This is a genomic window from Actinomycetota bacterium, from assembly GCA_040754375.1.
Classification (GTDB): Bacteria; Actinomycetota; Acidimicrobiia; order Acidimicrobiales; family AC-14; genus JBFMCT01.
In genome coordinates this window covers 98568-117168 of the sequence record JBFMCT010000003.1, presented here as the reverse complement: position 1 = coordinate 117168, position 18601 = coordinate 98568, and the positions used below count along the sequence as shown (strand labels likewise).

General features: G+C 71.3%; 25 protein-coding genes. 20 read left to right on the top strand and 5 right to left on the bottom strand.

The features are described from left to right. Nucleotides 1-7 precede the first annotated feature (7 nt). The 7 genes from rpsK to AB1673_02550 all read left to right on the top strand — a co-directional run bounded on the left by rpsK (nt 8) and on the right by AB1673_02550 (nt 4099). Complete coding sequence (gene rpsK, locus AB1673_02580) at nt 8-406, top strand: 30S ribosomal protein S11 (GenBank protein ID MEW6152863.1); 399 nt, start codon at nt 8-10, stop codon at nt 404-406. Between the two features lie 3 nt (nt 407-409). Continuing rightward, nucleotides 410-1033 carry a 30S ribosomal protein S4 gene (gene rpsD / locus AB1673_02575; protein MEW6152862.1) on the top strand — a complete coding sequence of 208 codons (624 nt, stop codon included), beginning with the start codon at nt 410-412 and terminating at the stop codon, nt 1031-1033. A 46-nt stretch (nt 1034-1079) separates the two neighbouring features. Further along, nucleotides 1080-2018, top strand: a complete 939-nt coding sequence (locus AB1673_02570) for a DNA-directed RNA polymerase subunit alpha (GenBank protein ID MEW6152861.1) — start codon at nt 1080-1082, stop codon at nt 2016-2018. Between the two features lie 6 nt (nt 2019-2024). Beyond that, on the top strand, nt 2025-2378 hold the full coding sequence (rplQ, locus tag AB1673_02565; protein ID MEW6152860.1) for a 50S ribosomal protein L17: 354 nt from the start codon (nt 2025-2027) through the stop codon (nt 2376-2378). Nucleotides 2379-2390: 12 nt separating this feature from the next. Continuing rightward, the gene (gene truA / locus AB1673_02560) at nt 2391-3152 is read left to right on the top strand and encodes a tRNA pseudouridine(38-40) synthase TruA (protein MEW6152859.1); all 762 of its coding nucleotides are present in this window, start codon (nt 2391-2393) and stop codon (nt 3150-3152) included. 180 nt (nt 3153-3332) lie between these two features. After that, nucleotides 3333-3500 (top strand): hypothetical protein, encoded by a 168-nt coding sequence (locus AB1673_02555; GenBank protein ID MEW6152858.1) that lies wholly within the window; start codon nt 3333-3335, stop codon nt 3498-3500. Further along, nucleotides 3497-4099 carry a hypothetical protein gene (locus AB1673_02550; GenBank protein ID MEW6152857.1) on the top strand — a complete coding sequence of 201 codons (603 nt, stop codon included), beginning with the start codon at nt 3497-3499 and terminating at the stop codon, nt 4097-4099. Before AB1673_02555 ends, AB1673_02550 begins: the two co-directional genes overlap by 4 nt. A gap of 153 nt (nt 4100-4252) precedes the next feature. On the opposite strand, the gene AB1673_02545 is transcribed toward AB1673_02550, so the two are convergent. The 3 genes from AB1673_02545 to AB1673_02535 are packed head-to-tail and all read right to left on the bottom strand — an operon-like array spanning nt 4253 to nt 5234. Then, a complete protein-coding gene (locus AB1673_02545; protein ID MEW6152856.1) occupies nt 4253-4642 on the bottom strand; it encodes a type II toxin-antitoxin system VapC family toxin in 390 nt (129 codons plus the stop codon). After that, entirely contained in the window at nt 4639-4929 is a 291-nt protein-coding gene (locus AB1673_02540; protein MEW6152855.1) for a type II toxin-antitoxin system VapB family antitoxin, read from the bottom strand. The genes AB1673_02545 and AB1673_02540 overlap by 4 nt, the downstream gene beginning before the upstream one ends. Nucleotides 4930-4946: 17 nt before the next feature. Next, nucleotides 4947-5234 carry a hypothetical protein gene (locus tag AB1673_02535; GenBank protein MEW6152854.1) on the bottom strand — a complete coding sequence of 96 codons (288 nt, stop codon included), beginning with the start codon at nt 5232-5234 and terminating at the stop codon, nt 4947-4949. Between the two features lie 72 nt (nt 5235-5306). Here AB1673_02535 and AB1673_02530 point away from each other — a divergent pair, with 72 nt between their 5' ends. The 6 genes from AB1673_02530 (at nt 5307) to AB1673_02505 (ending at nt 9758) form a co-directional block, all read left to right on the top strand. Next, a complete protein-coding gene (locus AB1673_02530; protein MEW6152853.1) occupies nt 5307-5711 on the top strand; it encodes a hypothetical protein in 405 nt (134 codons plus the stop codon). Between the two features lie 267 nt (nt 5712-5978). Next, a complete protein-coding gene (locus AB1673_02525) occupies nt 5979-6932 on the top strand; it encodes a hypothetical protein (GenBank protein MEW6152852.1) in 954 nt (317 codons plus the stop codon). Continuing rightward, nucleotides 6929-7528, top strand: a complete 600-nt coding sequence (locus AB1673_02520; GenBank protein MEW6152851.1) for a hypothetical protein — start codon at nt 6929-6931, stop codon at nt 7526-7528. Before AB1673_02525 ends, AB1673_02520 begins: the two co-directional genes overlap by 4 nt. Before the next feature lie 200 nt (nt 7529-7728). Then, on the top strand, nt 7729-7893 hold the full coding sequence (locus AB1673_02515; protein MEW6152850.1) for a hypothetical protein: 165 nt from the start codon (nt 7729-7731) through the stop codon (nt 7891-7893). Beyond that, entirely contained in the window at nt 7838-8740 is a 903-nt protein-coding gene (locus AB1673_02510) for an IS110 family transposase (protein MEW6152849.1), read from the top strand. The genes AB1673_02515 and AB1673_02510 overlap by 56 nt, the downstream gene beginning before the upstream one ends. Before the next feature lie 508 nt (nt 8741-9248). Next, nucleotides 9249-9758 carry a Uma2 family endonuclease gene (locus AB1673_02505; protein MEW6152848.1) on the top strand — a complete coding sequence of 170 codons (510 nt, stop codon included), beginning with the start codon at nt 9249-9251 and terminating at the stop codon, nt 9756-9758. A gap of 71 nt (nt 9759-9829) precedes the next feature. On the opposite strand, the gene ilvA is transcribed toward AB1673_02505, so the two are convergent. Then, nucleotides 9830-11032, bottom strand: a complete 1203-nt coding sequence (ilvA, locus tag AB1673_02500; protein ID MEW6152847.1) for a threonine ammonia-lyase — start codon at nt 11030-11032, stop codon at nt 9830-9832. Nucleotides 11033-11088: 56 nt separating this feature from the next. On the opposite strand from ilvA, the gene rplM reads away from it, so the two are divergent. The 7 genes from rplM to AB1673_02465 all read left to right on the top strand — a co-directional run bounded on the left by rplM (nt 11089) and on the right by AB1673_02465 (nt 16996). Continuing rightward, nucleotides 11089-11538, top strand: a complete 450-nt coding sequence (gene rplM, locus AB1673_02495) for a 50S ribosomal protein L13 (protein MEW6152846.1) — start codon at nt 11089-11091, stop codon at nt 11536-11538. A 15-nt stretch (nt 11539-11553) separates the two neighbouring features. Then, nucleotides 11554-11946: a 30S ribosomal protein S9 gene (gene rpsI / locus AB1673_02490; protein ID MEW6152845.1), complete on the top strand. Its 393-nt coding sequence runs from the start codon at nt 11554-11556 to the stop codon at nt 11944-11946. A gap of 28 nt (nt 11947-11974) precedes the next feature. Next, the gene (gene glmM, locus AB1673_02485) at nt 11975-13315 is read left to right on the top strand and encodes a phosphoglucosamine mutase (protein MEW6152844.1); all 1341 of its coding nucleotides are present in this window, start codon (nt 11975-11977) and stop codon (nt 13313-13315) included. 43 nt (nt 13316-13358) lie between these two features. Further along, the gene (locus tag AB1673_02480; GenBank protein ID MEW6152843.1) at nt 13359-13724 is read left to right on the top strand and encodes a holo-ACP synthase; all 366 of its coding nucleotides are present in this window, start codon (nt 13359-13361) and stop codon (nt 13722-13724) included. Nucleotide 13725: 1 nt separating this feature from the next. Beyond that, nucleotides 13726-15216 (top strand): NAD(P)H-hydrate dehydratase, encoded by a 1491-nt coding sequence (locus AB1673_02475; protein MEW6152842.1) that lies wholly within the window; start codon nt 13726-13728, stop codon nt 15214-15216. Next, a complete protein-coding gene (gene alr / locus AB1673_02470; GenBank protein ID MEW6152841.1) occupies nt 15213-16361 on the top strand; it encodes an alanine racemase in 1149 nt (382 codons plus the stop codon). The genes AB1673_02475 and alr overlap by 4 nt, the downstream gene beginning before the upstream one ends. 92 nt (nt 16362-16453) lie before the next feature. Then, a complete protein-coding gene (locus AB1673_02465) occupies nt 16454-16996 on the top strand; it encodes a hypothetical protein (GenBank protein MEW6152840.1) in 543 nt (180 codons plus the stop codon). Nucleotides 16997-17018: 22 nt separating this feature from the next. On the opposite strand, the gene AB1673_02460 is transcribed toward AB1673_02465, so the two are convergent. Continuing rightward, nucleotides 17019-18554 (bottom strand): matrixin family metalloprotease, encoded by a 1536-nt coding sequence (locus tag AB1673_02460; GenBank protein MEW6152839.1) that lies wholly within the window; start codon nt 18552-18554, stop codon nt 17019-17021. Between the last annotated feature and the right edge of the window lie 47 nt (nt 18555-18601).

Sequence of the window (18601 nt, the reverse complement as noted above, 5' to 3'; positions counted from 1 at the left end):
AGCACCCGTGGCTAAGCCGAAGCCGGGTGGTCGTCGCCCGAGGCGCAAAGAGCGCAAGAACGTCACGTTCGGCGTGGCCCACATCAAGAGCTCGTTCAACAACACGATCATCTCGATCTCCGACCCCGAGGGCAACGTGCTGGCGTGGGCCTCGGCCGGCAACGTCGGTTTCAAGGGCTCCCGCAAGTCCACGCCCTTCGCCGCCCAGCTGGCGGCCGAGGCGTGCGCCAAGCGGGCCATGGAACACGGTGTCCGCCGGGTCGAGGTGCTGGTGAAGGGCCCCGGTTCGGGGCGCGAGACCGCCATCCGTTCCATCCAGACGGCCGGTATCGAGGTCGCCGGCATCAAGGACCTGACACCCATCCCCCACAACGGGTGCCGCCCTCCCAAGCGGCGGAGGGTCTGAGCCATGGCGCGTTACACCGGTCCTGTCTGCCGGCTGTGCCGGCGGGAGAAGATGAAGCTGTTCCTCAAGGGCCCCAAGTGCGACTCGATGAAGTGCCCGATCGAGCGCCGGCCCTATCCCCCCGGCGAGCACGGCCGGGGGCGGATCCGGGAGTCGGAGTACCTGCTCCAGCTCAGGGAGAAGCAAAAGGCCCGCCGCATCTACGGGGTGCTCGAGAAGCAGTTCCGCAACATGTACGCCGAGGCCAACCGCCAGCCCGGCATCACCGGTGAGAACCTGCTACGCATGCTCGAGACCCGCCTCGACAACGTGGCGTTCCGGGCCGGGTGGGGTTCGAGCCGTTCCCAGGCTCGCCAGTGGGTGCGCCACGGTCACGTCAATGTCAACGGTCGCCGGGTCACGATCCCCAGCTTCCATGTACGCCGGGGCGACGTGGTCGAGGTCAGGGAGAAGTCCCGCACGCTGATCGTGCTGCGCCACAACCTCGACACCATCGACCGGGCCATCCCCCCGTGGCTGGAGGCCGGCCCCGACCGGTTCTCCGTGACGGTGCGCGACCTGCCGCTGCGCGAGCACATCGACGTGCCCGTGCGCGAGTCGCTCATCGTCGAGCTCTACTCCAAGTAGCCCCCCGGGCCCCCGCCGGCCCCCGAAACCCGGATCAGGAAGCGACATGCTCATCATCCAGCGCCCGACCGTCGAGCCCCTCGGCGAGCAGGAAGGCAACCGGCAGCGGTTCGTCATCTCCCCGCTCGAGCCCGGGTTCGGCCACACCCTCGGCAACTCACTGCGCCGCACGCTGCTGTCGTCCATCCCGGGCGCGGCGGTGACCCAGGTCCGCTTCGACGACGTCCTCCACGAGTTCACGACCATCGCGGGCGTGAAGGAGGATGTCACCGACGTCATCCTCAACCTCAAGGACTTGGTGCTGCGCATCGAGACCGACGAGCCCGTGACGTTGCGCCTCGACGGTCGGGGCCCCGGGGAGGTGGCCGCCCGCGACATCCAGCCCCACAACGACGTGGAGGTCCTCAACCCCGACCTGCACATCGCCGGGCTCACCGCCCGGGGCCGGCTGGCCATCGACATCACCGTGGAGCGGGGCCGGGGTTACGTGTCGGCCGAGCGCAACAAGAAGTCGTCGGTAATCGGGGTCATCCCCGTCGACTCGATCTTCTCGCCCGTGCGCCGGGTTGCCTTCAACGTCGAGCCCACCCGCGTCGAGCAGGCCACCAACTACGACCGGCTGACGCTCGACATCGAGACCGACGGGTCGATCTCGCCCCGGGAGGCGCTGGCCTCGGCGGGGGCCACCCTGCGAGCGCTGGTCTCGCTGGTGGCCGAGATGAGCGACGCCCCCAAGGCCCTGGAGCTGGGCGAGGTGGGCACGCTGGGTAGCGGCTCGCCCGACCTGGACCTGCCCATCGAGGAGCTCGACCTCTCCGAGCGGCCCCGCAACTGCCTGCGCCGCGCCCAGGTCAACACCGTGGGCGAGCTGGTGCAGAAGAGCGCCGACGACCTGCTGGCCATCACCAACTTCGGCCAGAAGTCGCTCGACGAAGTCCTCCAGAAGCTCGACGAGCGGGGCCTGTCCCTGCGGACGAAGGCGTAGGTCGCCATGCCGGCAACCCCTAGGAAGTCCCGCCGCTTCGGCGGCGACGCTGCCCACCAGAAGGCCATGATGGGCAACCTGGTGGCCTCGTTAATCGCGGCCGAGGCCATCGTGACCACCGAGGCCAAGGCCAAGGCCCTGCGCCCGGTGGCCGAGAAGGTCATCACCAAGGCCCGCAAGGGCGGGGTGCACCACCACCGGCAGGTCGTGGCCTTCATCCGTGACAAAGACATGGCCTACAAGCTGTTCGACGAGATCGCCCCCCGCTACGAGGACCGCCCCGGTGGTTACACCCGCATCCTCAAGCTGGGCCCCCGCCATGGCGACAACGCCCCCATGGCTCGCATCGAGCTCGTCTAGTACCGGCGGCCCGTGAGGCTGCGGCTCGTCGTCGCCTACGACGGACGGGGGTTCCACGGCTTCGCCCCCCAGGGCGAGGGCATCGCGACGGTGGGTGGCGCCCTGGTCGGAGCGCTGGAGCGGGTATTAGGTCAGCCCGTCAAGCTGGCCATCGGGGGGCGTACCGACACTGGGGTCCACGCTTGGGGCCAGGTGATCAGCTTCGATCTTGACGCCGCCGAGGTCGATCTCGACCGGGTGCGGCGGTCGGTCAACGGCCAGCTCGCGCCCCGGGTGGTCGTGCGGGAGGCGGCGGTGGCCGCCGCCGACTTCTCGGCCCGCTACTCGGCCGTGGCCCGCCGTTACCGCTACACCGTCCTCAACCGTCCGGTGCCCGACCCCTTCCTGGCGGCCACGTCGTGGCACGTCGAGAAGCCGCTCGACCTGGCGGCCATGCGCCTGGCCTGTGACCCCCTGATCGGCGAGCACGACTTCACGTCGTTCTGCCGGGTGCCCAAGGGCGTGCCCAGCTACTCGATGGTGCGCCGGGTCACCGACGCCCGCTGGCTCGACCTCGGCGAGGGCGTGCTGCGCTTCGACATCGAAGCCAGCTCGTTCTGCCAGCAGATGGTCCGCTCGGTCGTGGGCACCATCGTCGAGATGGGCACCGGCCAGCGCCGGGCGGGCGAGATGGCCTCGATCGTCCGCGCCCGCCAGCGCTCGTCGGCCGCCCGCGTCGCCCCACCCCACGGCCTCTGCCTCTGGGAGATCGTCTACCCCCCGGGGGACAGTTGACGACGACGGAGAACACGCCTACGGTTTGTCGTAGCTAACCACTACGCAGGAGGACGAGGTATTTCCCGACGGTGCCTGCCGGGTGCCAACGCCACCACGTGCCAGCCCAGAACGCGTATCCGGCCGGATGGGGGTACCGGGAACGCTCAGGGGGAACCCGGGCACGAGGCTCACGCCTGCATGTTCAACGTGGTCAACGCCAACCCCACCCCCCGAACGTCCAACTCGACCGGCTTCATCCCCAACACGACCGGCCGCGTCGAGCGGCCACCGGGTGTCTGGCAGGTCTGCTTCCGGGAACCGAACGGGGCAACTGCGACCATCCCCGTCCATTTCACCGTCACGTGAAAGGCTACCGGGCCGTTCCTTTCGAAGGGGTCGAGATCCCCGCCGTTGGCTGGGTCAGGTTCGGTGAGACCATGGATCAAATCGACCGCCGTTTATCAGCCCACGTCTGCGCACGGACCGAGATGTACGACACGATGGGCATTCACTGTGAGTTCGACGGAGGGCTCTCCATTGCGGTTTGTTCCCTGGGTCCGCCGTGGCGGTGCGAAGCAATCGGTTTCAGCGACGCCGTCATGCACCCGCCGGTCGTCGGGGACTGCCGCCTCGCCGGCCCCACGATGCGGTCGGCGGCCGAGTGCTTGGTGCGGGCCGGCTACCAGCCGTGGGGTCCTACCGGGCCCATCGAGGACCTCGTCTATGCCTGCCGGCCGGACGACGACGCTACGCCGACACCGGACGACAGCATCTACTTCCACGAGATCGGCGTCGTCCTGTGGACTGACCTGCAGAGCGAGGAGGGGGGGGTCGAGCTGGGCGAGCTGCGGTTGGGGACGGTCATGCTCTTCCGCCGGGGCTACCTGGAAGCCCTGAACGCGAAGTACTTTGTGCAGGGGAAGCCCCACCTCGTGGTGGCCCTCCCGCCGTCACCGAGTTCTTGACCCTTGTGCAAGAACAGACGCGCCCGCGGAGGACTGAAAGATCGCTCGGTGAGCGGACCGCTGCCGAGGGCTTTCGGGTGACGGGTTACCGGGCTGTCCCTTTCGAGGGCGTCGAGATCCCTTGCCGTGGAGCGCGCGTGGGTCGGTTCAGCATCAGGCGGCGAGGATGTCGGTGGCACCGAAGTCGTCGCCGACGTAGAGGAGTGGCTGGTCGGCCAGGCGGGCCACCGCGTAGCTCAGGCAGTCGCCGAAGTTGAGCGCCGCCGGGTGGCGGCCCCGGCCGTAGCGCCAGAACGCCCCCACGGCTTCGCGCCAGTGGGCCTCCCCGAAGGGGACCTCGGCAATGTCGAGCTCGTAAAGGAGCGTCGCCACCAGGTCGCGGGCATCTCTCCCGAGCCGGGCGGAGAGGATGATCCCGAGCTCGACGACGGTCGGGGCGCCTATCCCGGGGGCCGACGGCGGGGCCGAGAGCTTGTCGAGGACCGCCTCGAAGCCGTCCTCCCGCACGACGACGGCGACCAGCGCGGACGTGTCGACGATCACGCCCCGCCTGGGCCGTAGCCCAATATGGCGTCCTCCTCGCCTGATGTCAGCCGCCGGCCGAGCTCGGCGGCCGGAACGCATGGCCAGACCTCGGCCTCGAGGAACCGGCGGGCGCGGGTGCCCGGAGCCGCCATGTGGGCCCGTCGCGACAGGCGGCCCTTGCGGTCGAGCAGCGCTTGGCGCACCGCCTCGGTCTTGGTCTCACCGGCCATGCGGGCGACCTCACCGGCCAACCGTTCGACCTCGGCGTTCTTGATGTTGAGGGCCATGGTGTAATAGTACACCATTACACCAACGATCCACCTCATGTACCTCGGCCGACGAGGTCGACTTGGTAGCCGGCGGTTCGTAGGGCGGTGACGACCTCGGCGCGGTGGGCGGGGTCGCGGGTCTCGAGGGTGAGCACGACCTCGACGTCGGCCTCGGGGAGGACGAGGCCGGCCCGGTGGTGCTCGACGGCCAGGATGTCTGAGCCCGAGGTCGGCGACCACAGCGCTGAGCGCGGCCAGCGCGCCAGGGCGGTCGTGGAGTGGAGGACCCGCAGGACCAGGAACCGGCCCGAGGCCGACAGGCCCCGGTTGACGAGCTGCAATGAGCAGGGAGGGGTCGCGTTGCCGCTCGGGCATCGCCCGGCTGCTACCGCTACACGGTCCTCAACCAGCCGGTGCCCGACCCGTTCCTGGCGGCCACGTCGTGGCACGTCGACAAGGAGCTCGACCTGGCCGCCATGCGCCTGACGAGCGACCCGCTCATCGGCGAGCACGACTTCACCTCGTTCCGCCGGGTGCCCAAGGGCACACCTAGCTACTCGATGGCGCGCCGGGTCACCGACGCCCGCTGGGTCGACCTAGGCGACGGCGTGCTGCGCTTCGACATCGAAGCCAGCTCCTTCTGCCAGCAAGTGGTCCGCTCGGTGGTGGGCACCATCGTCGAGATGGGCTCCGGCCAGCGCCGGGCGGGCGAGATGGCCTCGATCGTCCGCGCCCGCCAGCGCTCGTCGGCCGCCCGCGTCGCCCCACCCCACGGCCTCTGCCTCTGGGAGATCGTCTGCCCCCCTGGGGACAGTTGACGACGACGGAGAACACGCCTACGGTTTGTCGTAGCTAACCACTACGCAGGAGGACGGCGACAATGGCGAAGGCACCTGGCGAAAGCTCCTGGCGAAAGCTCCTGGCGAAAGCTCCTGGCGAAAGCTGGCATAACTACCTGTAGCGTCCTGCTGGCGGTTGCTTCGACGGCGTGGGCATGTACCGTCCCGGTCGGGTTCACGTGGTACGCCACGACGCCCACTGCCCCGCTCGCTCCGTCCACCGTCGGGCCGGGCGAGGAGCTCAAGGTGCATTTCACTGGCCTGAGCCCCAACCGGGAGTACAACGTCCGGATACGCGACGCGCTAGCGACGGCTGCCGGCGTCGCCTGCCTGGCAGGCGCACTCCTTACGTCGGAGGAGGATGACCTTACCGACTTCATCACCGATGCGAACGGCGTGCTCGATGTCATCGTCTACATCCCGCTGGCGGCCGCACTCGGTGTTGCCCACGTGTACGCCACTGTTGCCAGCGAGTGCTCTCCCGGCGGCCATGTCACCATCGAGGACCAGTCCGGGGAGTGCGATGGGCCTTACTCCGGGGGCCTTCAGAGGTACTTCCCAACGGTGCCTGCCGGGTGCGAACGCCACCACGTGCCGGCCCACATGGCATACCCTAGCGACTGGAAGTTCCAGGGCAAACCGCTGGTGAAGACCTGCCGCCCAATCATCGTAATGAAGAGGGCAGACCACTATGCTACAGGGAGCTGGGGCAGCCACACAGAGTCCGATACATATCGGTCAGCTCAGCGCGCCAAGCTTGCACAGGGTGACCTCCTTGGAGCCTTCAATATGGACGACGCCGACCTGCGTGCCAAGTTCCCGGATGGGCGCTACAACGCCGCCCTTGACCAGGCTCGCGAGCACATCGAGACGCGGTTCCTCAGGTGCTTGAAAGGGGAACTAGGGAGCCAGGGTGACGGCCCACCGGGGACTTTGATCACTGCCTTCGCTACCGGGGCCCGAGCGAGCCGCCAGTTCTTCCTGGTGACCGCTAATGCCCAGGGCGAGCCAGGCCATGATGCTCACGCCTGTATGTTCAACGTGGTCAACGCTAATCCCAACCCCCGCACGTCCAGCTCGAGTGGCTTCATCCCCAACACGACGGGCAGGGTCGAGCGGTCACCGGGTATCTGGCAGGTTTGTTTCCGAGAACCGAGCGGGGCAACAGCAACGATCCCCGTCCATTTCACCGTCACGTGACGGGTTACCCGGCTGTTCCTTTCGAAGGTATCCAGATCCCCGCCGTCGGCTGGGTCAGGTTCGGCGACACCATCGATGAGATCGACCGCCGCCTATCGGCCCACGTCCTTCGACGGAGCGCGACGGACAAGACTATGACTCGCACTTGCTTGTTCGAAGGGGGGTTCCCCGTCCTGCTCGAGTTCTCTAGTCCGGCTTGGTGGTGTGAAGCCATAGAGTTCATAGGGGCTACCGAGTACCCGCCGGTCGTCGGGGACTGCCGGCTGAATGGTCCGACGATGCGTTCGGCGGCCGAGTGCTTGGTGGAGGCCGGCTACCAGCCGTGGGGTCCTACCGGGCCCATCGAGGACCTTGTCTATGCCTGCCGGCCGGACGACGACTCTACGCCGACACCGGACGACAGTATCTACTTCCACGAGCTCGGCCTTGTCCTTTGGACTGACCTGCAGAGCGAGGAGGACGGCGTTGAGCTGGGCGAGCTGCGGCTCGGGACGGTCATGCTCTTCCGCCGGGGCTACCTGGAGGCCAGGAACGCAGAGTACCTCGCGCAGGAGATGCCCGACCTCGTGGTGGCCCTCCCCCCGCTCAGAGCTTGATGCCATGAAGGAGCGCAGCGTCGCCCTCGCGTGACGGCCCGGTTGAATACGACCGGCCGGACGCCGGACATCGAGGAGTCGGTCGGATGGCCACGAAGTCCGCGGCGAAGAAGAAGGACGGGGCGTCCGCTCGCCCCGAGCAGGTGAGTGTCGCGACACTCGGGTCTTCCACAACCCCCGAACAAGGGAGGAAGGCCCCGATGGAACGACAGTACGTCGGCATCGACCTGCACCGCCGCCGCAGCGCGATCGTGCGCCGCACGCCGGCGGGCGAGACGCTGGAGACGGTGCGCATCACCAACGACCCACCTGGCCCTGGCCGCCGAGCAGGCCAAGGCCGGCCCCGACCCCGAGGTCGTGCTTGAGGCCACCTACGGCTGGTACTGGCTGGCCGACCTGCTGGGCGAGGCGGGCGCCAACGTCCACCTCGCCCACCCCCTCGGCAACAACTGGGGCAACCGGCGGGTGAAGAACGACGAGCGGGACGCCACCGACCTGGTGGACCTGCTCCGCCTCGGCCGGCTGGCGGAGGCCTGGGTCGCCCCACCCGAGCTGCGGGAGCTGCGGGAGCTGGTGCGCTACCGGGCCAAGCTGGTGGCGCTGCGCTCGGGCCTCAAGTCCCAGGTCCACGCCGTGCTGGCCAAAGAGGGCGTGGCCGTCCCGATGAGCGACCTGTTCGGCGTCGCCGGCCGGGCGCTGCTGGACACCGTCCCCCTGGCCCGGGCCTACACCGTGCGGGTCGAGTCATTGCGGGACCTGATCGAGCTCTACGACCGGGAGGTGGCCATGTTGGACCGCGAGGTGGCCGCCGCCCTGGGCGGCCACGACGGCTACCGGGCCATCCAGCGCATCCCCGGCGTGGGGCCCGTGCTGGGGTCGGTGTTCGTGGCCGAGATCGGCGACGTCGGGCGCTTCGACGGCCCCGACAAGCTGTCGTCGTGGGCCGGCCTCACCCCGCGCCACCGCGAGTCGGACACGACCGTGCAGCGGGGCCACATCACAAAGCAGGGCAGCCGCCTGGTGCGCTGGGCCGCCGTCGAGGCCGTCCAGCGCCAGCGGGGCGGCACCAAGCTCCAGGCCGACTACCGGCGCATCGCCGGGCGGCGAGGCCGCAAGGTCGGGATCGTGGCGGCGGCACGCAAGCTTCTCGCCCTCGTCTACTTCGGCCTGCGCGACGGAGAGATCCGTTGCCTGGCCGCCGGCGAGGGGTGAGGGACCGGGCGCAGCCCGGGGGCGAGCTCGCTACCAGTCATGGCCCCCTGCGGGCGAGGCCGAGCGTCTGATTGAGCCCTCCCTCGCTGCGGTCGAAGATCTCCATGCCGCTCCGCGCGGCGAAGGAATGACCGGCAAGCGGTTCCCGCCGGCGGTGCCCCCTACCAGCCTGCCTGGTCACTGGAGCAGATCCGCAACGCGTCCCTGACCTGAAAGGGAAAGGGCGAGCACGAAGCCCTGGGGGGCTTCGACATCCATTGTCCCCGGGCGCATGACCGGGCCGTCAAGGCTTCCCCTGCGGGCGGCCTACGGCCGGCCTTGACCGCCCTTTTCATCACAACTGCCCCCGACCGGGGGCTGCTTGGCGCGCACCTCAAGGGCGAACTCGGTGCTGAACCGGCGCCCTCCGGGGGCAGAGGTGCGAACTCTTCGAGTCCGCGCCTCTTGACTTGGGGCGCTCCTTCAGGAATGACTGGTGAGGTCGGTGGCCTCGGTACCATCGGGACTGATGAGGACGGTCGTGATCGGGTCGAACCCGGATGTGGAGGCGATCATCGCCCGCCGCCACGCGTTGGGGATCGACCGCTACGACGAGATCTGGGAGGGCGATTACCACATGGCGCCAGGGCCGGGGGGACCGCTCGCCGTTCTCGACCACGCCCTCGCCCTGTTCCTCGGCCCGCGGGCCAAAGCAGCCGGGCTGGTCGGCACGTCAGCGTTCAACCTGGGCCAGCCCAACGACTATCGCGTACCCGACGGCGGCTATCACCTGGAGCGGCCGACGGGCACGTGGGTGCCAACGGTGGCCGTAGTCATCGAGATCGTCTCGCCCGACGACGAGACCTACGACAAGTTCGCCTTCTATGCCAGGCGAGCCACCGAGCTGATCGTGGTGGACCCCACGAAGCGGACGGTCGAGTGTTACGTGAGCGACGGGCAGCACCTGGTCACTTCAGCGGGGTCGACCTTGCTCGCGGTTTCCGCCAAGGAGATCTCCCAGGCCTTGCCCTGGCCGTAGGCGGGCCGCTGGGAGTGAGTAAAAATGTACCGGAGAGGTTCACTTTTACTCAATGACATTGGGGGAGGGCATCAGCCGACGAGGTCGACCTGGTAGCCGGCGGTTCGTAGGGCGGTGACGACCTCGTCACGGTGGTCGGGGTCGCGGGTCTCGAGGGTGAGCACGACCTCGACGTCGGCCACGGGGAGGACCAGGCCGGCCCGGTGGTGCTCGACTGCGAGGACGTTGAGGCCGAGGCGGGCAACGGCGGCGGTGAGGGCGGCCAGGGCCCCGGGCCGGTCGTGGAGCAGCACCCGCAGCACGAGGAACCGGCCTGCCGCCGAGAGCCCCCGGTTGACGAGCTGCATCAGCAGGAACGGGTCGACGTTGCCACCCGAGAGGACGGCCACGGCCAACCCGCTGCCCCCGACCTTGCCGGCCAGCAGGGCCGCCAGGCCCACGGCACCGGCCGGTTCGACGACCGCCTTGGCCCGTTCGAGCAGGAGCACCACGGCCTGGCTGATGTCGTCCTCGGAGACGGTCACAACGTCGTCGACGTAGGCCTGCACGTGGGCCAGGGTGAGTGGCGAGGGGGACTTGATGGCGATGCCGTCGGCCATCGTCGTCACCGTGGGGACGGCCACGCACCGGCCGGCGGCCAGTGAGGCCACCAGCGACGCCGCCCCCTCGGCCTCGACCCCGACCACCCGGGCACGGCGCCCGCCGGCCAAGGCGAGGGCGGCGGCGATACCCGAGACCAACCCGCCCCCGCCCACGGGGACCAGCACCACCTCGGCGTCGGGGGCCTCCTCGACCAGTTCGAGGCCGATCGTTCCCTGGCCGGCGATGACGAGGGGGTCGTCGAAAGGCGGGACGAACACTGCTCCGGGCCGGCTGGCCACGTAGGCCCGGGCCGCCTCGATGGCGTCGTCGACCGTGTCGCCGCCCAGCTGCACCGAGGCCCCGTAGTTGGCGGTCGCCTCCACCTTGGGTAGCGCCGCCCCCCGGGGCATGAAGATCGTCGATGCCAGCCCCGCCCGCGTCGCCGCCAGGGCCACTCCCTGGGCGTGGTTGCCGGCCGACGCGGCCACCACCTCGGTGCCCGGGGCGAGGCGGGAGATGCGGTTGGTGGCGCCTCTGATCTTGAACGAGCCGGTACGCTGGGTGTGCTCGGGTTTGAGCGCCACCGGCCGTCCGAACATGCGGCTGAACGTGTCGGAGCGGTCGAGCGGGGTGGGCCGGACGGCCCCCTTCACCCGCTCCCGGGCCTCAGTCAGGTCGGCCACTGTGATCATGCCGTAACGCACGGTAGACTCTCGCCGTTGGCACGCCGCCGACAAGAGGAGCACGCGTGCGTACCTACTCGCCAAAACCTGCCGACATCCAGCGCGCCTGGCACGTCGTCGACGCCGACGGCCTGGTGCTGGGCCGCCTGTCCACCGAGGTGGCCAAGCTGCTGCGGGGCAAGCACAAGCCCATCTTCGCCCGCCACATCGACACCGGCGACCACGTCATCGTGGTGAACGCGGCCAAGGTCGTGCTCACGTCGGGCAAGGCAGAGAAGAAAGAGGCCATCCGCCACTCCGGCTACCCGGGCGGGCTCAAGCGCCGGGGCTACGTCGACATCCTGGCCAACGACCCCGAGGAGGCCATCCGCCGGGCCGTCAAGGGCATGCTGCCCAAGGGCCCCCTGGGGCGCCAGATGATCCGCAAGCTCAAGGTCTACAAGGGCGCGGAGCACCCCCACGCCGCCCAGCTCCCCCAGCCCCTCGAAATCGCCCATGCCCGGGCCCGGTCGTAGAAGGACGAACAAGACATGCCCAAGCCTCTCTGCCAGACGACCGGGCGCCGCAAGCAGGCGGTGGCCCGGGTGCGCCTCCGCCCCGGCGCCGGCAACATCACCGTCAACAAGCGGCCGATCACCGACTACTTCCCGACCGAGACCCACCGCATGATCGTGACCGAGCCGCTGCGGACCACCTCGACCAACGAGGTCTACGACGTCGACGCCACCATCGACGGCGGCGGTGTGTCGGGCCAGGCCGGGGCCCTTCGCCTGGGGATCGCCCGGGGCCTGGTCGAGCTCGACGCCGAGTTGCGCCCCCAGCTCAAAAAGGGCGGGTTCCTCACTCGCGACGCCCGCGAGAAGGAGTCGAAGAAGTACGGCCTGAAGAAGGCCCGCAAGGCTCCCCAGTACTCCAAGCGCTGACCGCGCCGGTCACGGTCCGGCCCCCAGGGTGACCCTCCGGTTCGGCACCGACGGTGTCCGGGGCGTCGCCAACGTCGACCTGACGCCCGAACTGCTCGTGGCCCTGGGCCGGGCCGCGGCCCGGGTGCTGGGCCCCGGGCCGTTCCTCGTCGGGCGGGACACGAGGTGGTCGGGGCCGCTGGTCATGGCCGCCCTGGCCTCGGGGCTCATGGCCGAGGGGTGCGACGTAGTCGACCTCGGGGTCGTGCCCACCCCGGGGGTCGCTTACGCGTCGGCCGCCGACGGGCTGCCGGCCGCGGTGGTGTCCGCCTCCCACAACCCCTTCCCCGACAACGGGGTGAAGTTCTTCGCTCCCGGTGGGCGCAAGCTGGCGTCGGCCACCGAGTCCCGCCTCGAGGACGAGCTCGACCGGTTGCTGGCCGCCGGGCCCCGCCCGGGGGCCACGGTGGGCGAGGGGCTGGGGCGGACTTCGAGCCGCACCGACCACCAGCCTTACCTCGAGTCTTTGGCCGGGGCCATAGAGGGCCGACGCCTCGACGGGCTGCACGTGGTCGTGGACTGTGCGAACGGCGCGGCCAGCGAGCTCGGTCCCGCGCTGTTCACCGGCCTGGGGGCGCAGGTCGAGGTGCTGTCGGCGTCCCCGGACGGGCGCAACATCAACGACGGGTGTGGCTCGACCTACCCGGCCGACCTCCAGGCGGCCGTCGTCGCCCGTGGCGCGCACGCCGGGCTGGCCTTCGACGGAGACGCCGACCGGGTTCTGGCCGTCGACCACACCGGAGCACTGGTCGACGGCGACCAGATCATCGCTTTGTGCGCGGTGGACATGGCCGAACGGGGCCGGCTCTCGGAGTCGACGGTCGTGGTCACGGTCATGGCCAACCTCGGGTTCCGAGAGGCCATGGCCGCCCATGGCATCGCCGTGGTCGACACCCCCGTGGGCGACCGCCACGTGCTCGAAGCCCTCGAGGAGGGCGGCTGGTCGCTGGGGGGCGAGCAGTCGGGCCACGTCATCTTCCGCGACCACGCCACCACCGGGGACGGCCTGCTCACCGGCCTGCACGTGCTCGACACCGTCAGGCGGACAGGGCGGTCCCTGGCTGACCTGGCCTCGGTCATGACCCGGCGGCCTCAGGTGCTGCGCAACGTGAGGGTCGCCTCGCGTGACCTCGACGGCGCCCACGGCCTGTGGGCTGAGGTACGGGCCGTCGAGGCGGCCATGGACGGTCGGGGCCGCGTCCTGGTCAGGGCCAGCGGCACCGAGGCCCTCCTGCGGGTCATGGTGGAGGCGCCCTCGGCCCCCGAGGCCCGGGCGGCGTGCGACCGGCTGTGCGCTGCGGCCCTGCGGGCTCTGGGCGAGGCTCCCTGACCGGCGGCCTGCTGCCCTCGGTCCCCCGGTAGCCTTGGCGTCCGTGCTTGGCATCGGGATCGACGCCGTCGACGTGGAACGGTTCCGTCAACTGTTGCAGCGCCGCCCGTCGGCCGCCGCCCGCCTGTTCACCGACGGCGAACTGGCCTACGGCCAGCGCTGGCGAGACCCCGCTCCCCGCCTGGCGGCTCGGTTCGCGGCCAAGGAAGCCGTCATGAAGGCCCTGGGGGTGGGACTGGGGGCCTTCGGGTTCCACGACGTGGAGGTGGTCTCGGCCCCCTCGGGGGCGCCTGGCCTGGTGCTGCGGGGAGCCGCCCTGGCCCTGGCCGGCCAGGCCGGAGTCGAGCGCTGGCACCTGTCGCTGACCCACACCGACTCGGTCGCCCAGGCCGTGGCCGTCGCCACCTGAGGTGGTCCCGATCGTCACGCCCGCGGAGATGCAGGCCATCGACGAGGCCGCCCCCGAGCCCGTGGGGGTGCTCGTCGAGCGGGCCGGGGCAGCCGTGGCCCGGGCCGCCATGGAGATGCTGGGCGGTGGGTATGGACGCCGGGTGGTCGTGGTCGCGGGCAAGGGCAACAACGGGGCCGACGGGCGAGCGGCCGCCGCCCGGCTGGCCCGCCGGGGGGCGAGGGTGGCGATCTACGAGGCCGCCGTTGCGCCGGCGGACGTGCGGGCCGACCTGGTCGTCGACGCCGCCTACGGGACGGGGTTCCGGGGGGACTACGTAGCGCCTGACGCCGGCGGGTCCCCCGTGCTGGCCGTGGACATCCCCTCGGGCGTGGACGGTCTGACGGGCACGGCGTGCGAGGGCGCGGTGCGGGCCGCCCACACCGTCACCTTCGCCGCCCTCAAGCCGGGCCTGCTCATCGGCGCCGGGCCCGACCTGGCCGGGACGGTAGAGGTGGCTCCCATAGGGCTCGACGTGTCCTCGGCCTCGGCCTGGCTGGTGGGGCCGGACGAGCTGGGCTGGCTGGCCGACCGGCCGCGCCACACCCACAAGTGGGCCACGGCCCTGTGGGTGCTGGCCGGGTCGCCGGGCATGGCCGGGGCCGCCCACCTGTGCGCCCGGGCGGCGCTGAGGGCCGGGGCGGGCACGGTGAGGCTGGGCATACCGGGGGAACCGCCCGCGCCCCGCTACCTCGAAGTGGTGGGCCGGACCGTGCCCGCCACCGGGTGGGCCGGTGCCGTACTCGACGACCTGGGCCGCGCCAAAGCGCTCGTCGTCGGCCCGGGCTTGAGCCGGACCGACGACGCCGGCCGGTCGGCCCGAGAGCTGGTCGCCCAAGCCCCCGTGCCCGTCGTGGTCGACGCCGACGGCCTCTACGCCCTGGGGGACGTGGCTTCCACCCGATCGGTGGTGTCTGGTCGCAGCCACGGGACCGTACTCACGCCCCACGAGGGCGAGTTCCGGAGGATGACGGGTTCGGCCCCCGGCCCCGACCGGCTGGGGGCGGTGGCCGACCTGGCCCGCCGCACCGGTGCGACCGTGCTCCTGAAAGGCTCGACCACGATTGTCGCCGCCCCCGACGGCCGGTCGTTGTGGGCCAACGCCGGGGACGCCCGGCTGGCCACGGCCGGGACGGGCGACGTGCTGGCCGGGGTCATCGGCGCCTTTCTGGCCCAGGGTCTCCAGCCCCTGGAGGCCGCCGGCCTGGCCGCCTGGGCCCACGGGGCGGCCGCCCGCCTCGGCCCGGCCCGGGGCCTGGTGGCCGGCGACCTGCTCGATCTGCTCCCATCGGTGTTGTCCGCCGACCGGGGCGGGGACGAAGGGGTTACGGCCCCGACCTGGCCGGCCACTCCCCATGCCGCCGTCCGGGGTGCAGCCGCCGTCCGGGGTGCGGTCTCCGAGCGGCCCGCCCCGGCAACGACCCCGGGCCATCCCGGCCGAGGTACCCGGTGACGTCCGTACGGCCGGTTTGGGCCGAGGTCGACCTCGGGGCGGTCCGTCACAACACCGCCCGGTTGGCGGCCCAGGCACGACCGGCGGTCCTGTGTGCGGTGGTAAAGGCCCATGCCTACGGCCACGGACCGGTGCCGGTGTCCAAGGCGGTCTTGGAGGCGGGCGCCACATGGCTGGCCGTAGCCCTGGTCGAAGAAGGGGCCGTGCTCCGCGACGCCGGCATCGAGGCCCCGGTCCTGCTCCTCTCCGAGCCTCCGCCCGAGGCCATGGACGAGGTCGTCGCCCTGGGCCTGACGCCCACCGTCTACACGGCTGAGGGCCTGGAGGCGCTGGCTGCGGCCGCCGCCCGGTGGCGCCCCGCCTCGGCCCCCGGCAAGGAACGCCGGCCGCTCGCCGTCCACGTGAAGGTGGACACCGGCATGCACCGGGTGGGCGCGGCCCCGGCCGACGCCGTCAAGCTGGGACTGGCCGTGCGGGACCGGCCCGAGCTCGACCTGGAGGGCCTGTGGACCCACCTGGCCACGGCCGACGCCCCCGACAACCCGTTCACCTCCGAGCAGCTCGGGCGGTTCGCGGCCACCCTGGACGAGCTCTCGGAGGTCGCCGGGCGCCCTCGCCTCGTGCACGCCTGCAACTCGGCGGCCATGCTCACCCGGCCCGAGGGCCACCACGACATGGTCCGCTGCGGGATCACCATCTACGGGCAGGCCCCGAGCCCGGTGCTGGCCCCCGCCCTCGGCCTGCGGCCCGTGCTGAGCCTGCGGGCGCGCGTGTCCCAGGTGAAGGAGGTGGCCCCCAACGAGGGCATCTCCTACGGGCTGCGGTACCGGCCGGCCCACACCGCGACCGTGGCCACCGTGCCGATCGGTTACGCCGACGGCGTGCCCTGGCGGCTGGGGGTAACCGGGGGCGAGGTGCTCATCGGGGGCCGCCGCCGACCGATCGCGGGGGCGGTGACCATGGACCAGGTGCTGGTCGACTGCGGCGACGACCGCGGGGTGCGGCCGGGCGACGACGTGGTCCTGCTCGGCGCACAGGGCGGGGAGAGCATCGGCCCGTGGGAGTGGGCCGAGAGGGTGGGGACCATCGCCTACGACGTGCTCTGCGGTATCGGTCCCCGGGTGCCCCGGACGTACCTGGGATAGCCCCTCGTCCCGTCCGGTGCCCGCCCGGACCGGGCTTTCCAGCCACCCAAGTAGGGTCAGGTCTCGTGCCGGGACCAGGAGTGAGGACAAGAGTGGTGGCGCTGGCGGCCGTGGGCTGGCTGGCGGTGGGGGTGGCGTGCGGCGGGAGCGACGACGTTGACGACCCGCTGGGCCCGGTGAACGGCGGCGCACCGACGACGGCCCCGGCCCCCACCTTCCTGCCGACCCGGCCCACCTCACCTCCGGCCGACAACGTCCGCCTCACCTACCCCGAGGGCTGGGGGCCGGGAGCGGAGGTCGTGTCCACCCCGTTCTCCTCCGGAGCGGTGTGCAATGCGGCGGTGACGAGCGGGGGAGAGGCTGCCGACCAGGCTTTCGTACAAGTCTGCTGGCGCGACCCTGACCACCTGGACCTGGCCGAGTTCATGGCCACCACGTTCGGCCCGGCGGCCGCCGACTACACCGAGACCACCCTGACGGGCCGGCCGGCGTACTCGTCCCGCGAGGGCGCGAGGACCACCTTTTTCGTCGACACGGCTGTCCGCCGCTACCAGGTCGTCACGTCGGCACCCAACCCGGCTCGCCAAGCCGAGGTCGACCGGGTGCTGGCTGCCCTCGACCTGCCCGAGTCGTAGGGGGGCCTGCCCGGGAGACCGCTTACGCGCCCGGGACGGGCGGTGTGGCGAGACAGCCCATCTCCCGTCCCAGGTAGCGGATGCCCTGGAGGTCGGGCTGCTGGAACTCCGACGGGCGGCCCGTCTGCTCGGCCGACTCGGGGTACATGATGGCCCCCTTGTCGCGCGTGTGGCCCAGGCCGATCACGTGGGCCAGCTCGTGGAGGATGATCCTTCCCCAGGTGACGCCCTTGGGCCCGATGGCACCCACGCCGCTGCCGATCTCGGGGCCGAAGCCGCCGTCGAGGGGGGTGCGGGCCTCGCGGTCGGTGACGGCGTCGACGTTCAGGCTGAGCTGGCCCGACACCAGCACGTCGCCCACCCGGTGCCCGATGCCCCGTCCCACGGCCTGGATGGTCGGGTCGTTGCCCTGGCTGGGGAACCGCGTCCACGACACGAGGATCGGTGCCCAGCGCTCGCCGTAGCGCTCGGGCAGGTAGTGGTTGCTGCGGGCCCGGGCCACCTCGTCGGTCTCGCCGTCGTCGACGAAGGTGATCCCCGTGGCCCGGGACAGCTTGGCGAACGCCTCCCGCACGTCGGCCGCCCCCGTGGGCGGGGCCAGGGCCGAGTTCTGCACGTAGTGGACGGGCTCGCACGGGTTGAAGCGCACCGGCGTGCAGCCGTCCTCCATGACGTGCAGGAACGAGTAGGCGTTGGGCAGCCGGGGGATGTCCTCGGGGCGCATCCCGCTCACCCCGTAGTTGTCGCGGCGGCCCTCGGCCGGGCAGGCGTCGTTGGCCGCCACGTTCTCCACCTCGGGGGCCTGGGCCGAGCCCGACGGTGAACCGCCGTTGAACACGGTGAGGCCGAGCACCAGGGCGAGCACGAGCACGGCCACCACCACGCCCGAGGCCACCACCTTCCGGGTGGCCACCGCCACCTGCTGGACCAGCCGGCCGCCGACCTCGACGGGCTTGCCCCCCTCGGCAGTGGCCACGACCTTGAACTCGAACGTCCGGGTGTCGCCCGTGAACGGCTGGGACTTAGGGGTCACCTCGACGGTGGCCGAGGCCGACCCTTCGGGGGAGGGCACCACCACGGGCGGGTCGACCCGCACGTCGATCCCCTCGCCGGGGTAGGCGGCCAGCGTCACGTTGACGGGAGCATTGCCCCGGTTGGACACGGTCACCGTGTGGCGGCCCGGGCCCCGGCCGCTGACCTCGACGGGGTCGATGGTGGCCGACAGGATGCTGAACGGGGCGACATCGACGACCCCCTCGGCCAAGACGATGCCCAGGCCCTCGGCCCGGACGTCGAAAGGGAGCGGACCGGCGGCCGGCACCGACGTGCGGGGCACGCGGAAGCCGACCCGGACGGTCTCACTCCCCCCGGCCGCGATCGTGACCGTCTCGGGGACGATGTAGGAGAAGGGCCGCCCGGGCCCGCCCACCTTCAGGACCACCGGTTGCCCAGCGGTGCCCTCGCCGGCGCCGTCATCGGTGACGCGTAGTTCGAACACCACCGTCTCGCCCGGTACGACTGTCAGGGCCGACGCGCTCAAGGATCCGTTCAGGCCCACCGGCGCCAGGGTAGCCACCGTCAGGCCCCTGCGGGGGGCCGCGCTCG